A 13740-nucleotide genomic window follows, 5' to 3' on the forward strand; every position below is an offset into this window, starting at 1 on the left:
GAGCCGCTCGCGGAGACCCGCCGAGGAGCGCCCGGTAGAGTGTGGTTCGGGAGGGACGGTTCATGACGCAGAGCAAACTTGAGGTCGATACCGGGGCCGTTCGCGGCCTCGCCGAGAATTTCGACGCCGTTCGTCGCGGCCTCAGCGATGCCAGCGCAGTCAGCGCGGAGTTGGGCGCCATGGTCGGCCATGCTCATTTGGCGAGCGTGATCGACGATTTCTCTTCGAAGTGGGATGACCGTCGCAACGAACTGACCGAGCAGCTCACGCAGATGCATACGATGGGGCAATCCATCGCGGACGGCTTCGAATCGGTGGATTCCGAACTCGCTCGAGCGTTGACTGAAACTCCTCCGTCGTGAGCGGTTACGATCCGCTCCCGGGCGACCCGACCAGCGTGCGCTCAGCGGCGACCAGGTACACACTGACAGCGGATGCCGTGCGCGAATCGGCCGCCGAACTGCGCCGGCTCATTGCCTCTGATGACCTGGGCCGGAGCGAGGCCGTATCGGCACTCGTGGAGCTGTCCGGCGACGTCGCCGGCCGGCTGGAAAAGCTGCACGGCCGCTATGAAACGGCGGGCTCGTCTCTCTCCGCCTACGCCGATTCCCTGGAAACGGCCCAGACAATGGCGCGGCAGGCGATCGATGCGCGTGATTACGCGGCGGGCGAAGCCGCGACCGCTCAGTCCTGGGCCGACCACTATTCCGACGCGGCGAGCGAAGCAACCGACCCGGCAGACCAGATCGATGCCCAGCGACTCGCACTCGCTCACGAGTCGGTCGTTGACGATCTGACCGTTCAACTCGCAGCCACCCTGCAGAACTATCACGATGCGGTTGCACTGCGCGATACTGCCGCGGCCGTCGCTGCGGAGCGAATCGCTACCGCTATCGATCAGGATGGCCTCAATGACTCCCTCTGGGATAATTTCAGCGGGTGGGTCGCGGAAAACGCTGCCGTCCTGACGAGCATCAAGAATATTCTGGGTTACCTCGCCGCCGGGCTGGCTATTCTCAGCCTGTTCTTTCCGCTATTAATCCCGTTTGCCCTGGCCATCGCCGGCGCAACGGCCCTGCTGAGCCTCGTGCTCGCCAGCACCGGACAAATCTCCTGGATCGAGTTCGGCCTGGACGCGCTCACGTTCGCGAGCCTGGGTGTCGCTGCCATCGCCGGCGTTGCACTCAAGGGAACGATGGCCGCCTTGAAGTCCACGCGAGTGGCCCATCTCACCGGTTTGGGGACCAGCAAGAACCCCCTGCGGTCTGTCACCGCGAGCTTCAATGGGGTGCTCCCGAGCAAGGTCGGTACCGCGAACAAGGTGGTCTGGTATCGAGAAGTATTTTCGACCAAGGGAGTAGCCAACGCCAAGGCATCGCGGGTATTGAACAATGCCCGAGCTGGTGCCGGTGGCCCGGGCGATGATCTGCTCGTTGGTCTCGGCAAGGTCAATATCGGGTTTCAGCGCGTGGAATTGGCCATCCCCTCCCTGCTCAAGGGGGCGAATTTGGCCCTCGATCAGCTCGGACTCCCGGCGCAGGTACTCAACCCCGTTATGCCCGACGCCATTGATAACGTCCTCAACGCGGGTGCCTCCCTCGACGATTGGTACAAGCAGGTCAACGACCAGGCAACATGGAGAGTGGGATCGTCATGGTGAAGCCGGGTTGGCAGAAGCGGGCACTCCGTGTCTCGGACCGCGTGTTCTTCGGGTCCCTGGTGTTTTTCGTCATTGTCTGTATGGGGCCAGCGCTCGTCATCGCGGTGCTCGGGCTCCTGACCGGCTCGACGCCGACCGAGGAACAGGGCGGGTTCTTCGGCTGGAGCGCCGAGTATCCGGCGTTCAACCCCCAATCGTGGACGCTGTTCATCCCGGCAGCCGGAATGCTGTTCCTCTCTATTTGGACCATCCCGCTGCCACTGCAACGGTTTCCCAAACCGGGGCGCGCCACGTTCGCCTGGTTTGCCTTCGTGGCCTTCCTGTTCTCCATTCCGTTGGGCACCGCCTATTTCGGCGCTCCCGGCATCCATAACGAAGGCACGCTGGCGTTGTTTGTCTACCTCGTGGCGTGGCTGCTCTTCGTCGTACGCGACATCCTGGGCTGGGTGCATCTCGTTCCGCTGGCCTGGCGTGACGGCCCATCGGTGCGCACTCGCCGCGCAGGGAAGCCAGCGTCGGCGGATGCCTGAATCCGTTTCGCCGCAGCCAGCTGCAATATCGGCGCCGCGTGTTCGATGCGCCTACCGACTCGTACTTCCCCCGGGCTGGGTTCTGATTCCGGTAGGCGACTCGGCGGATGCTGCCATTACGAATCTGGTCGACCGACAATTTGCCGGCCTGCCCACTGACACGTACGGCCCGCAGAAGAAACGACTCGGGGCCGGCCTGCGCACCATCGCGGCAGAAGCGCGCCGAGCCGGTGGGCTTGACCTCGTGTTTCCACTGGCGATGCCGTGGCTGGTTCCAGTTTCAGCAGGAATCGTGATGAGCGAGGTGCGCACCGACGCTCCGTCAGACACTGCCGTCGCCCTTTTGGCGGAACGAATGCAGCCCAGTGGACCGAACGCGACGGTCGCCCGCACCAGAGCCGGGCGCTGCGTGCGAGAAATTGTTGATCTGCCGCGTGCGCCGGACGGAAACGGTCGCCTCACAGTGGCCGCCGTGCGTACGGTGCACTACAGCTGGCCGGTCCCCGGCGCACCGGGGAGCTTCCTGGTGTCAGCGCTCACGGTCTCCGGAGCGCCGATCGCGGAGTTCGAACCAATAGTCGAAGCGCTCACCGAGCTCTTCGACGTCATGATGGAATCGGTGGTTTGGGCATGACAGCAACCATTCGGGTCGACTTTGATCGTGACCTCTGGCTCTACGTTCCCGAGGAATGGCCCTGGAACCAATTCGCGCACCTCGACGACTGGGCCGGCACAATCACGGGACTGTTGACGGATGCCCACACCCTCGATGCGGCCACCGCGCGCTGGATCGACGAATCCTTGCACTCGATTGCGAACGATTGCCCAGAAACCGAGTCGCGCTTTGTCTACCTGGCGAACCCGGCGGAGTACGTCTTCTTTGTGAGCGTGCTGTACCCCGCCAGCTCAGCCGAGCTGACCCTCGACGACCTCGCGGCGGTGCACGACCCCGCCGCGACGAGCCCCGTCACGGCGACCACGTTTTCGTCGGAGCTGCTCGGTGACGGGGTGCGCACCATCCGCTACGCCGACGTGGGGGAGCCCGATCATGACATTGCCGCGATTGCGCAGTATGCGTGGAAGGGTGACGACCTGGACGTGGTGGTGATCGCCGCCAATTTCAACATTGCGCTGATGACCGAGTTGCTGCCGATCGTGGATGACCTCGCTCGGAGCATCAGCATTCTTGACGCCTGAGCGCTCTCACGGCGGTTTCAAGGCTGGTCCCTCCGTAGACTAGTCGGGTGGTAGCCAGTCAAGTGCATCTCGTGCGTCACGGTGAGGTTTATAACCCCGAACGCGTGCTCTACGGACGGCTGCCGAACTACCGGCTCTCCGAGCTGGGCGTGCTCATGGCGGCCACCGCCGCCGACGAACTGGTCGAACGCGGCCGCGCGGTCGTGCGCGTCATCGCCTCGCCGCTGCAGCGCGCGCAGGAATCGGCCGCCCCGGTCGCGACAGCTTTTTCGCTGTCGATCGACACCGACGAACGCATCATTGAACCGACCAACGTCTTTGAAGGCAAGCGGATGCGCGGCCAGGGCGGCGCGCTCCGCGACCCGCGCAACTGGCCGGCCCTGATCAACCCCCTGAAGCCGAGCTGGGGCGAACCGTTCCGCGCCGTCTCCGAGCGGATGCTTGCGGCGATCGACGAGGCCTGGAACTCGGTCGACGAGGGCGACGTCGTGCTGGTCAGCCACCAGCTGCCGATCTGGATGGTGCACCGCTCCCTCGCCCATGAGCGGCTCGCCCATGACCCGCGTCAACGCCGCTGCGACCTGTCGAGCATCACCACCCTCTCCTGGCACGGCGATCACTTCGCCGAAACCGCCTACGCCAGCCCGGCACTGGCCCTTCTCGACCCGAGCAACGATGTGGGTGCCGTATGAACCGCCGCAGCCTTCCACTGATCGCACTCGCGGCCGCCGCGTTGCTCCTCGCCGGCTGCTCTTCTGACCCGCTCGCCGACCAGTACCGGGAGGGCTCGAGCAAGGGCTTCATCGCCGGCGACGGCAGCGTCACCGAGATCGCCCTCGCCGATCGCGGTGACGCTATCAACTTCTCCGGCGTGACCGAGACGGGCGAGACCGTGACGAGTGCTGACAAGCTCGGCGAAGTTCTCGTCGTCAACTTTTGGTACGCGAGCTGCGCGCCGTGCCGCGCCGAGGCATCCGACCTGCAAAGCCTGAACGCCCAGTTCGAAAACGACGGGGCAAGCTTTCTCGGCGTCAACGTGCGCGACCAGGCGCCGAACGCCATCGCCTTCAACGACACCTACAGCGTGACCTACCCCTCGGTGCTCGACGTCGATACCGGAGCCATGCAGCTCGCCTTCAGCGGCAGTATCCCGCCCAACGCGGTACCCACCACCCTCGTGCTCGATGCCGAAGGCCGGGTCGCTGCGCGCATTCTCGGCCAGGTCACCTCGCCGTCCATTCTGGAAACCCTGATTCGGGACACGATCGCGGAGACTGGCACGACCGAGTGAACAATCCCTTCGGAGAGATCGTCTTCAGCGGTCAGCTGCTCTTCGCCATTCCCATCGCACTGCTTGCCGGGCTGGTGTCCTTCGCCTCGCCGTGCATTCTGCCGCTCGTACCCGGGTACCTCGCCTATATCGGTGGTTTCACCGATGGACGTACCGGCGCGTCCAAGCGTGACCGGCGCGGCCGCACCCGGCTGCTCGCCGGCGTGGGCCTGTTCGTGCTCGGCTTCACCGTGGTGTTCGTGCTCACCGGAGTCGTGTTCGGTGCCGCCGGGTTCTGGCTCAACTCCTATCGCGACCTGATCACCCGCATTGCCGGTGTCGTGGTCATTTTGCTCGGTCTGGTCTTCGTCGGGCAGTTCGGTGCCATGCAACGCACCATCAAGACCAACTGGCGCCCGAAGATGGGCCTGGCCGGAGCGCCGGTGCTCGGCGCGGTCTTCGCGGTCGGCTGGACGCCGTGCACCGGCCCCACCCTCACCGCCATCAACTCGCTCAGCCTCGGCACCGGATCGCCCTGGCAGGGCGGCCTGCTCGCGCTGTTCTATTCTCTCGGCCTCGGAATTCCGTTCCTATTGATCGCTCTCGGACTCAACTGGGCCACCGGATCGGTCGCATTCCTGAAACGGCATATTCGTGCCATCAACCTGTTCGGCGGGATTCTGCTCGTCGTCATCGGAGTACTCATGGTGAGCGGCATCTGGAACACCTGGCTCCTCGATTTGCAAGGGGTGATTGGCAACTTTGTCCCGGCCATCTGACCACTACGATTCCCGCCCGCAGACACAGGGGCCCGGCGTCGTGCAGCCCAAACTCGGCCTGACCGGCTGGTTGCGCTGGTTCTGGCGTCAGCTCACGAGCATGCGCACCGCGCTGTTCCTGCTGCTGATGCTCGCCATCGCGGCCATTCCAGGGTCGCTCGTGCCGCAGCGTAGCTCCGACCCGAACGGCGTCACCCAGTACTTCGCCGACAACCCCGACCTCGCGCCGAACCTTGACAAGCTGCAGGCCTTCGACGTCTACACGTCGGCCTGGTTCTCGGCGATCTACCTGCTGCTGTTCATCTCGCTCATCGGCTGCGTCATTCCGCGCACCAAGCACCACTTTCAGGCCCTGCGCGCCAAGCCGCCGACCACGCCGGCCCGGCTCTCCCGACTATCGGGTTTCACCGAACGAGACGCGCCGGCGCAAGCGGATGCCGCCACCGCCATCACCCACGCCCGCACGGTCCTGAAATCCAGCGGCTACCGCGTCGCCCGCTTCGATTCCGACACCGAATCATCCGTTTCGGCCGAGCGTGGGTACCTACGGGAAACCGGCAACCTCGTTTTTCACGCGGCGCTCGTGGGCATTCTGGTGACCGTCGGCTTCGGTGGCGGCTACGGCTTCGCCGGCCAGCGCGTGCTGGTTGAAGGCCAGACCTTCGTGAACACCCTGCTCGCCTACGACTCCTTCAACCCTGGGCGCTTCTTCGATGACACCACCCTCGACCCGTACACGCTGAGCCTCGACGACTTCTCGGTCTCCTACGAACAGCAGAACCTGCAGGCCTACGGGCAGCCGATCGACTTCACCGCCGACGTCACTGTCACCCCCAAGGGCGAGGCTCCAGAGCCCGGCGTCGTCAAGGTCAACGGACCGCTGCGCACCAACGGCACCAGTATTTACCTGCTCGGCAACGGGTACGCACCGACCATTCAGGTCACGGCCCCCGACGGCACCGTCGTGTTTTCCGATTCGGTGCCGTTCCTGCCGCAGGACGCCAACCTCACCTCGCTGGGCATCGTGAAGGTTCCCGACGGCCTGGCCGAACAGCTCGGCATGATTGGCTTCTTCTATCCCACCCAGGACAAAGCGGCGTCGGGAGCGAACTTCTCCAGCTACCCCGATCTCGAATATCCGCTGCTGACCCTCAACGTGTACACCGGCGACCTCGGTCTCGATGCCGGTGTGCCGACATCCGTCTATTCGCTCGTCACCGACACTCTGACCCAGCAAACCGGCGGCAAAACCGGAGTTGAATCGATCGAACTCAAGCCGGGCGCCTCAGCCGAGTTGCCGAACGGCCTCGGCACGGTCAGCTTCGTCGACAATGACCCGGCCGCGTCGGCCGCCGGTGACTTCACCAAGTCGGTTTCGCGCTTTGCCAGCTTCGATATCCACTACGACCCGACGCAGATCTGGCTCATCTCCTTCTCCACGCTCGTATTGTTCGGCCTGTTCACCGGGTTGCTCGTGCCGCGCCGCCGAGTCTGGGTGAAGGCAACGACCCGCGCCGACGGCACCGTGCAGCTCGAGTACGCCGGCCTCGCCCGCGGCGACGACCCGGCCCTCGAGGCCGCCGTCACGGCCGTAGCCGACCGGCACCTGAAACTGCTCAACTCCCACCAAACCGTCGCCACCACCCCCGAATCGACTTAGGCTTACATCGTGAATCTGACTGACTCCGCACTGCTCAATTCGTACTCGCTCTACGCGCTGTATTCGGCGATGGCCGTCTACGCCCTCGCCTTCATCGCCTTCGCGATCGACCTGGCCCGCCGGTCCAGTGCCGTCGGTGCGATCGAAGAGGCCGATTCGATCGAAGCGGATGCCGCCTCATCAGCGGGTTCCGCCGCCTCCGTCGGCAGCACCCGAACCCTCGAGCGACCGGCGCTGAAGCGGCCCGTACTGAGCCGGATCAGCGCCCGCATGGACAATGACGCCGCGCTGCCATACGGCCGGTCGTCGAGCCTTCGCGTGGGCGTCGCCCTGACCGTGCTGGCTTGGGCGTTGCACCTCGCGGCCACCATCATGCGAGGCTTCGCCGCTGACCGGGTGCCGTGGGCGAACATGTACGAGTTCGCCATGACCGGAACCCTGCTCATCATGACGGTGTTCCTGATCGTGCTGGTCCGTTCCGACCTGCGTTTTCTCGGAACCTTCGTTACCGGGCTCGTGCTCGTACTGCTCGGCATCGCTGCCCTGCAGTTCTACGTGGAGGTCGCTCCGCTGCCGCCGGCTCTGCAGTCAGCGTGGCTCGTGATCCACGTCTTCGTGGCGTCACTCGGCACCGGAATGTTCGCCTTGGGCTTCGCCCTGTCGGCCGTGCAACTGTTGCAGTCCCGGCGGGAGAACCACGTACTGGAGGGGGCGGCCGCGCCTCGCGGGCCGATCGCATCCGCTCTGCGCCTTCGTTTTCTGGCCACGCTGCCGTCGTCGGCAACGTTGGAGAACCTGGCCTACCGCATCAACATCATCGGCTTCATCCTGTGGACCTTCACCCTCATGGCCGGCTCGATCTGGGCCGAGAAGGCCTGGGGTCGGTACTGGGGCTGGGACACCAAAGAGGTGTGGACGTTCATTATCTGGGTCATCTACGCCGGCTATATTCACGCCCGCGCGACCCGCGGCTGGCGCGGATCACGCTCAGCCTGGCTGGCGATCATCGGTTTCTCCGCCGTCATGTTCAACTTCGGCATCGTCAACGTGTTCTTCAAGGGCCTGCACGCCTATTCGGGCCTGTAGCCGTTAACGACGCGAAAGCGGAAAAACGTTGCTTCGGTCGGTCTGAAGCAACGTTTTTCCGCTTTCGCAGGAAGAATCCCGGGCTACTCGGCGGCGATCAACGCGTGGGTGCGCGCTAAGCGCGCTAGCCACCAGTCGCGGCGCTCGGGGCTGGCCGCGTGCTGCGCCAGCAGCGCGGCATCAGGCACGACCCGGCGCACCGGGACGGCGCCATTGACCGGCAGCAGCGGCTCGGTCGTAACGTCTTCGGCCAGCAACGACGCCGTGCCGAGACCGCAGTCGAAGTAAAGCCCCGGAACGGATGCTGCCAGGTGCGCGCCCATCGACAGTCCGATCGACGTGTCGAGGGCGCTGGAGACGACGACCGGCAGTCCGGTCTGGCCGATGATGGACAGCGCTGCACGGATGCCGCCGAGCGGCTGCGCCTTGATCACCAGAATGTCGGCGGCGCCGGCCCTGGCTACGGCAAGCGGGTCGCCGCTCTTGCGCACGCTCTCGTCGGCGGCGATCGGCACGCTCAGATAGGTCGTGCGGTGACGGATATCGGCGAGCTCCGGCACGGTCATGCAGGGCTGCTCGACGTACTCGAGGTCGAAAGCGCTCAGCGCATGAATGGCGTGTTCGGCTTCGTCGACGTTCCACAGCCCGTTCGCATCGATGCGGATGCGCCCCTCAGGGCCGAGCACGCGGCGCACCTCGGCTACCCGGGCGACGTCGTCCGCGAGGGTCTGATCGGGGCTGGCGACTTTGACCTTCGCGGTGCGGCAGCCGGGAAAACGGGCGAGTACCTCGGCCACCTTCTCGGCCGGAACGGCGGGCACGGTGGCGTTGACCGGAATGCTCGTGCGCAGCGCGTGGGGAGTGCCCTGCCAGCCGAAGTCGATCGCGGCCCGCAACCAGTTGGCGGCCTCGGCATCGTCATACTCGACGAATGGCGAGAACTCGGTCCAGCCTTCCGGGCCTTCTAACAGCAGTGCTTCCCGGCTGTCCAACCCGCGAAACCGGTCGAACAGTTTCAGTGAGACGACGTGTGCGGAACCGAGAAGCTCTTCCAGGGGGGGGACCGTGGCATCCAGTAAGGTCATCATGGTTCCAGTGTGTCAGCCTCCGGCTGGATAGACGGCCAGAGCGGGGCGCTAATCCTGTTCGTGCAGCTCATCACCGTCGTGATCGTGATCGACACCGTTCGGCTTGACGTTGACCATCGCCACGGCGATGCCGGGCGCGATAAGCAAATAGGCGTCTTCGAACCGGCCTTCACCGCTGTTCACGCGCAACCAGTACGGGAGCCCGGCGCCCAGGGCGCCGTCGATCTCCACCTGGACTGCTTCAATGGAACGGCCGCCGATCGAATACGGTTTGCCGCCATAGACAATGTCGATGCGGTTCATGGTTCGTCCTTCACTGAACTCGATTGTGCAGCCGACGTTTGTGCGCCTCCAGAGCGGGGTTCCGGAACGATCTGCAATCCGGCGGAAGAATTGGCCGTGGCCATGAGTACTTCGATCCAGTCGCGGTTCAGGGTGGGTGAGCGACTGCCGAAGTATTTGTAGGCGATGGGGATGCCGGGGTGCAGCCAGATCGTGCTGCGGCCGTCGCCAGCCTGCGGGTCGTCGCGCCAACTGAAGTAGAACGATTCCCCACGGCGCAGCTTTGCGCCGATGACAACCTGAATATGCGCCAGTACCCGATCGTCGAAGTCCGCGGTGAGGGTGGAGTCGTAGGTCAGCTTTCCCATGTCTCGCTCCTGCTCGCGTGCAATCGGTGCGGTCGGCGCCTTAGTCCCTCAGGTAGTGCTCCAGCCGCGGTACATGCAACAGGGCCAGGGCGCGCTTCTCAATTTGCCGCACCCGCTCCCGAGTTACTCCCTCGATATGGGCGATCTGGTCGAGGGTGCGCGGCTCGTTGCCGTCGAGGCCGAACCGGGCCCTCAGAATGGAACGCTCCCGCGGCGGCAGCGTGTCGAGAAAATAGCGGATGTCTGCCGCCCGCAGGGTCAGAGTGGCGTGTTCGTCGGGCTGGGGGAGGTCATCGTCAATGATGAGCTCGGCCATGTCCCCGGCGCCATCGCCGACGGGGGTGTGCAGGGAGATCGGTTCGTTGTCATATTGCAGCAGTCGAAGCACGTCGCGCACGGGAAGCTGGGCGGCCTCGCCGATTTCGCGTGCTGTGGGGTCGCGGTCGAGCACGCTGGTCAGGTCGCGCCGGATGCGCTTGATCTTGTTGAGTTTCTCGGCGGTGTGCACCGGGATGCGGATCATGCGCGACTTGTCGGCCATGCCCCGGTGAATGGCTTGGCGGATCCACCAGGTGGCGTAGGTAGAGAACTTGTAGCCGGTCATGAAATCGTACTTTTCGACGGCGCGAACGAGCCCCATATTGCCGTCCTGCACGAGGTCCATGATGGGCACACCGCGACCGGAGTAGTGCTTGGCAATGCTCACGACCAAACGCAGGTTGGCCTCGATGAACTGATTCTTGGCACGGCGCCCGTCATGCACGAGCCAGGCGAGTTCGCGCTCGTCGGCCGAATCGCGCGTACCGACACCCTGCAGCAGCCGAGCCTCGGCGAACAGCCCGACCTCGATGCGGCGAGCCAGATCGACTTCCTGCTCGGCGTTGAGCAGGCTCCCCTTGCCTATGCGCCGCAGGTAATCGCCGAAGGCATCCGTTGAGGCGGCGTTGTAATTACCCGGGGAGACGGTGCGACGAGGCGTGGCGGTCGTGGTGCGTGATTCCTGAACGGTGTTTGTCATGGCTCTGTGCCCCCACATTTGCTCGTGCTGCCGTTCGTGCTTTTCATGGCGACCTCCCCGTACTTTCCAAGTCATTAGTACACCCCCGAACGGGGTGGATGACAAGGGGTTGACTTCTTGTTTGGTCCACAGTACCTGAGGTTTTTTCGTCTTCTCAACCCCTAATCTTACGAGTTGCAAAATTTGAGATGTCGGCAGCCTCGCCGCGTAGGCTGACACCATGAGCGAACAGGTGTCCGAACCCTTCTCAGCGGGCTTCCGGGCCGTGACAGCGCACTCGTGAGGGCGCTGCGGGCGCTGGCGCCGGAGCATCCGCTCGACTTTCTGACCGTGTTGCGAGCTGCGCTCGCCGGCAGCGGGCCGGCTGTGCTGCCGGTGCCGGTGGGCAGTGCCGCGGTCACTCTCAGCGACGTGCCGAAGCGAGTCGCCGTCGTCATCGAGACCTCGGGATCGACCGGGGCACCCAAACGCGTCATGCTCGCCACCAACGCCTTGCTCGCCGGCGCCGCTGCCTCGGCCGTTGCCCTTGGCGGAGCCGGCCAGTGGCTGCTCGCCCTACCCGCGCACTACATCGCCGGGGTACAGGTGCTCGTGCGCTCAATTGCATCCGAAACCAGCCCCGTCGTGTTGCCGCCTGGTCACTTCGATCCGCAGCAATTTCAGCGGCTGGCCGAGACCATGACCGAGCCGCTGCGCTACACTGCGCTGGTTCCGGTGCAGCTGGCGCGCCTGCTCGACGCAGCGGATGACCCGGCCCTGTTGGCCGTGCTGCGTCGCTTCACCGCGATTCTGGTCGGCGGGCAGGCGATTCGACCCGATCTGATCGCCCGGGCGGCCGAGCAAGACGTGCGGGTCGTGCGCACCTACGGTTCATCAGAGACCGCTGGAGGCTGCATCTACAACGGTGTGCCGATTGGCGACACCCTCGTGCGGGTCGTGGACGGGCAGCTTGAACTGTCCGGTTCGGTGCTCGCCGAGGGGTACCTCGATGATGACCCGCGCACCACTGACCGGTTTCAGCTGGAGCACGGCGTGCGCTGGTATCGCACCGGCGATCTCGGCGAAATCGTCGACGGACGCGTCACGGTGCTCGGTCGGGCCGACAATGTGATCATTTCCGGCGGGGAAAAGGTGTCCCTGGATGCCGTCGAACGCGTCGTGCGCTCATGCCCGGGTTTCGAACAGGCCGTTGCGATCGGTGTTGACCACGAGAAGTGGGGCCAGGTGCCGGTCGTGGTGGTGGCCGGGGAGGCTGCGGATGATGCCGGGGTGGCGGCATCCGTTGTGGCGGCGCTGGGGCGCGCGGCCAGGCCAGCGCGCATCGTGCGGGTGGCGGAAATTCCGATGCTGACCTCGGGCAAGCCCGACCGCAGAGCGCTGACCGCGCAGCTGCCCGCTTTGCACGTGAGTGGCCAGTAGCATGGGGGCGTGGCACAAGGAGCTCGGCCGGTCAGGCCCAAACAACAACGATTGAACCCCCAGGCGACACTGGCTGGCGCTGATCTTCGCGCTCCAAAGACCGGTAAGGCCGCGGGCAGCGGCAAATCGGGCCACCCGGCGTATAAGAACGGACCGCCCCGCAAGGGGCCGGCGAAGGTGAAGCCGGCGACGGCCTCTGACTGGATCTCCGGTGCCCGCCTGCGCACCCTGCCGCTCGCCATCGCTCCTGTTTTGCTGGGCACCGGCGCCGCCATCGTCGCGAGTGGCCCTGGTGTCTATCACCCGGTGCGTGCGCTCCTCGCGCTCGCCGTGGCCCTGCTGCTGCAGATCGGCGTCAACTACGCCAACGACTACTCCGACGGTATTCGCGGCACCGACGCCTTTCGCGTGGGGCCATCCCGGCTCACCGGCGGCGGTGTCGCCAACCCGCGCACCGTGCTGCGCGTCGCGCTGGTCTGCTTCGGCCTCGCGGCCGTGGCCGGCCTGACGCTCGTCATTCTGACCCAGTACTGGTGGCTGCTGCTGGTGGGAGTCGTCGCCCTCGCCGCCGCCTGGTTCTATACCGGCGGCAAGAAGCCGTACGGCTATCTCGGCCTCGGCGAACTATTCGTGTTCGTCTTCTTCGGCCTCGTCGCCACCGCTGGCACGACCTACGTGCAGGTCGGCGACTTCACCACCGAGAGCGTGCTCGGCGGCGTCGCCATCGGGCTGATCGCCTGCGCCGTGCTCATGGTCAACAACCTGCGCGACATCGTGCCCGACAAGGCCGCCGGCAAGCGCACCCTTGCCGTGCGCATCGGCAGTAGGGCCTCCCGGGTCGTGTTCTGCGTCTTCCTGCTGCTGCCGTTCGTGATCTCCGGACTGTTCAGCCTGGTCTACCCGCTCGGAATCTTCACGTTCTTCGTTCTGCTGCTGGCCCTGCCCGCCTGCCTCATCACCATCACCGCGACGTCGGCAAAGGAACTCATCCTCGCCCTCAAACTGACGAGCCTCGCGGCGCTGGCCTACGGGCTGCTACTGGGACTTGCTTTCGCGTTCTGAGTTGGCCTGCACGGGGTTGGACTGCTGCTCAGCGGCGTTCAACGCCGAGTCCTCGATCTCGGAATCCGGGTTCACCGGCTCCTTGTCGGGGTGCCGCGCTTTGTAGAGGTCGCGCGCAACGCTCTCACGCGATTTGCCGAGCAACAGGTACGACAGGCACAGCCCGATCAAGGCGGCGATTACAGCGGATGCCCAGGGCCAGAATCCCAGAGACAGCAGAATCGCCAGTGGAACGGCAAACATTAAGACGCGCAACACGGAGTAGTACAGCCAGGGGGCCACGGATTTCATGGATCTAGCTTAGAATGCCGCGGCTGAGTG

At 65.0% G+C, this 13740-nt stretch carries 17 protein-coding genes; 12 read left to right on the forward strand and 5 right to left on the reverse strand.

Annotated features, from left to right (window positions below; all coding sequences use genetic code 11):
• Window positions 1-62 precede the first annotated feature (62 nt).
• The 10 genes from CXY78_RS03750 (at window position 63) to ccsB (ending at window position 8182) form a co-directional block, all read left to right on the forward strand.
• A complete protein-coding gene (locus CXY78_RS03750) occupies window positions 63-362 on the forward strand; it encodes a hypothetical protein (protein ID WP_104088152.1) in 300 nt (99 codons plus the stop codon).
• Window positions 359-1660, forward strand: a complete 1302-nt coding sequence (locus CXY78_RS03755) for a hypothetical protein (protein ID WP_104088154.1) — start codon at window positions 359-361, stop codon at window positions 1658-1660. Before CXY78_RS03750 ends, CXY78_RS03755 begins: the two co-directional genes overlap by 4 nt.
• On the forward strand, window positions 1654-2190 hold the full coding sequence (locus CXY78_RS03760; RefSeq protein WP_104088155.1) for a hypothetical protein: 537 nt from the start codon (window positions 1654-1656) through the stop codon (window positions 2188-2190). Before CXY78_RS03755 ends, CXY78_RS03760 begins: the two co-directional genes overlap by 7 nt.
• Entirely contained in the window at window positions 2183-2824 is a 642-nt protein-coding gene (locus tag CXY78_RS03765; protein ID WP_092340487.1) for a hypothetical protein, read from the forward strand. The genes CXY78_RS03760 and CXY78_RS03765 overlap by 8 nt, the downstream gene beginning before the upstream one ends.
• Window positions 2821-3387 carry a hypothetical protein gene (locus CXY78_RS03770; RefSeq protein ID WP_092340486.1) on the forward strand — a complete coding sequence of 189 codons (567 nt, stop codon included), beginning with the start codon at window positions 2821-2823 and terminating at the stop codon, window positions 3385-3387. The genes CXY78_RS03765 and CXY78_RS03770 overlap by 4 nt, the downstream gene beginning before the upstream one ends.
• A 47-nt stretch (window positions 3388-3434) precedes the next feature.
• Window positions 3435-4079 (forward strand): histidine phosphatase family protein, encoded by a 645-nt coding sequence (locus tag CXY78_RS03775; RefSeq protein ID WP_092340485.1) that lies wholly within the window; start codon window positions 3435-3437, stop codon window positions 4077-4079.
• Window positions 4076-4678, forward strand: a complete 603-nt coding sequence (locus CXY78_RS03780; protein WP_092340484.1) for a TlpA disulfide reductase family protein — start codon at window positions 4076-4078, stop codon at window positions 4676-4678. Before CXY78_RS03775 ends, CXY78_RS03780 begins: the two co-directional genes overlap by 4 nt.
• On the forward strand, window positions 4675-5436 hold the full coding sequence (locus CXY78_RS03785) for a cytochrome c biogenesis CcdA family protein (RefSeq protein WP_092340483.1): 762 nt from the start codon (window positions 4675-4677) through the stop codon (window positions 5434-5436). The genes CXY78_RS03780 and CXY78_RS03785 overlap by 4 nt, the downstream gene beginning before the upstream one ends.
• Window positions 5420-7096: a cytochrome c biogenesis protein ResB gene (locus CXY78_RS03790; RefSeq protein WP_092340482.1), complete on the forward strand. Its 1677-nt coding sequence runs from the start codon at window positions 5420-5422 to the stop codon at window positions 7094-7096. The genes CXY78_RS03785 and CXY78_RS03790 overlap by 17 nt, the downstream gene beginning before the upstream one ends.
• Before the next feature lie 69 nt (window positions 7097-7165).
• Window positions 7166-8182: a c-type cytochrome biogenesis protein CcsB gene (gene ccsB / locus CXY78_RS03795; RefSeq protein ID WP_092340536.1), complete on the forward strand. Its 1017-nt coding sequence runs from the start codon at window positions 7166-7168 to the stop codon at window positions 8180-8182.
• A gap of 83 nt (window positions 8183-8265) precedes the next feature.
• Here the strand turns inward: ccsB and CXY78_RS03800 are convergent, their stop codons facing one another.
• The 4 genes from CXY78_RS03800 to CXY78_RS03815 are packed head-to-tail and all read right to left on the reverse strand — an operon-like array spanning window position 8266 to window position 10938.
• Window positions 8266-9270, reverse strand: coding sequence for an o-succinylbenzoate synthase (locus CXY78_RS03800; protein ID WP_104088157.1), 1005 nt, complete (start codon window positions 9268-9270; stop codon window positions 8266-8268).
• A gap of 48 nt (window positions 9271-9318) precedes the next feature.
• Complete coding sequence (locus tag CXY78_RS03805) at window positions 9319-9573, reverse strand: hypothetical protein (protein WP_092340481.1); 255 nt, start codon at window positions 9571-9573, stop codon at window positions 9319-9321.
• Complete coding sequence (locus CXY78_RS03810; protein ID WP_092340480.1) at window positions 9570-9920, reverse strand: ATP-dependent DNA ligase; 351 nt, start codon at window positions 9918-9920, stop codon at window positions 9570-9572. The genes CXY78_RS03805 and CXY78_RS03810 overlap by 4 nt, the downstream gene beginning before the upstream one ends.
• Before the next feature lie 40 nt (window positions 9921-9960).
• Complete coding sequence (locus CXY78_RS03815; RefSeq protein WP_158252785.1) at window positions 9961-10938, reverse strand: RNA polymerase sigma factor RpoD/SigA; 978 nt, start codon at window positions 10936-10938, stop codon at window positions 9961-9963.
• Between the two features lie 279 nt (window positions 10939-11217).
• On the opposite strand from CXY78_RS03815, the gene CXY78_RS03820 reads away from it, so the two are divergent.
• Together CXY78_RS03820 and CXY78_RS03825 are read left to right on the forward strand one after the other, a co-directional pair.
• Window positions 11218-12357: an AMP-binding protein gene (locus CXY78_RS03820; protein ID WP_233206075.1), complete on the forward strand. Its 1140-nt coding sequence runs from the start codon at window positions 11218-11220 to the stop codon at window positions 12355-12357.
• Between the two features lie 69 nt (window positions 12358-12426).
• Complete coding sequence (locus tag CXY78_RS03825; RefSeq protein WP_369827242.1) at window positions 12427-13419, forward strand: 1,4-dihydroxy-2-naphthoate polyprenyltransferase; 993 nt, start codon at window positions 12427-12429, stop codon at window positions 13417-13419.
• Here the strand turns inward: CXY78_RS03825 and CXY78_RS03830 are convergent.
• Window positions 13393-13710: a DUF4229 domain-containing protein gene (locus CXY78_RS03830; protein WP_092340478.1), complete on the reverse strand. Its 318-nt coding sequence runs from the start codon at window positions 13708-13710 to the stop codon at window positions 13393-13395. The genes CXY78_RS03825 and CXY78_RS03830 overlap by 27 nt on opposite strands.
• Window positions 13711-13740 lie beyond the last annotated feature (30 nt).

Source organism: Cryobacterium sp. N19, from assembly GCF_002929595.1.
Lineage (GTDB): Bacteria > Actinomycetota > Actinomycetes > Actinomycetales > Microbacteriaceae > Cryobacterium > Cryobacterium flavum.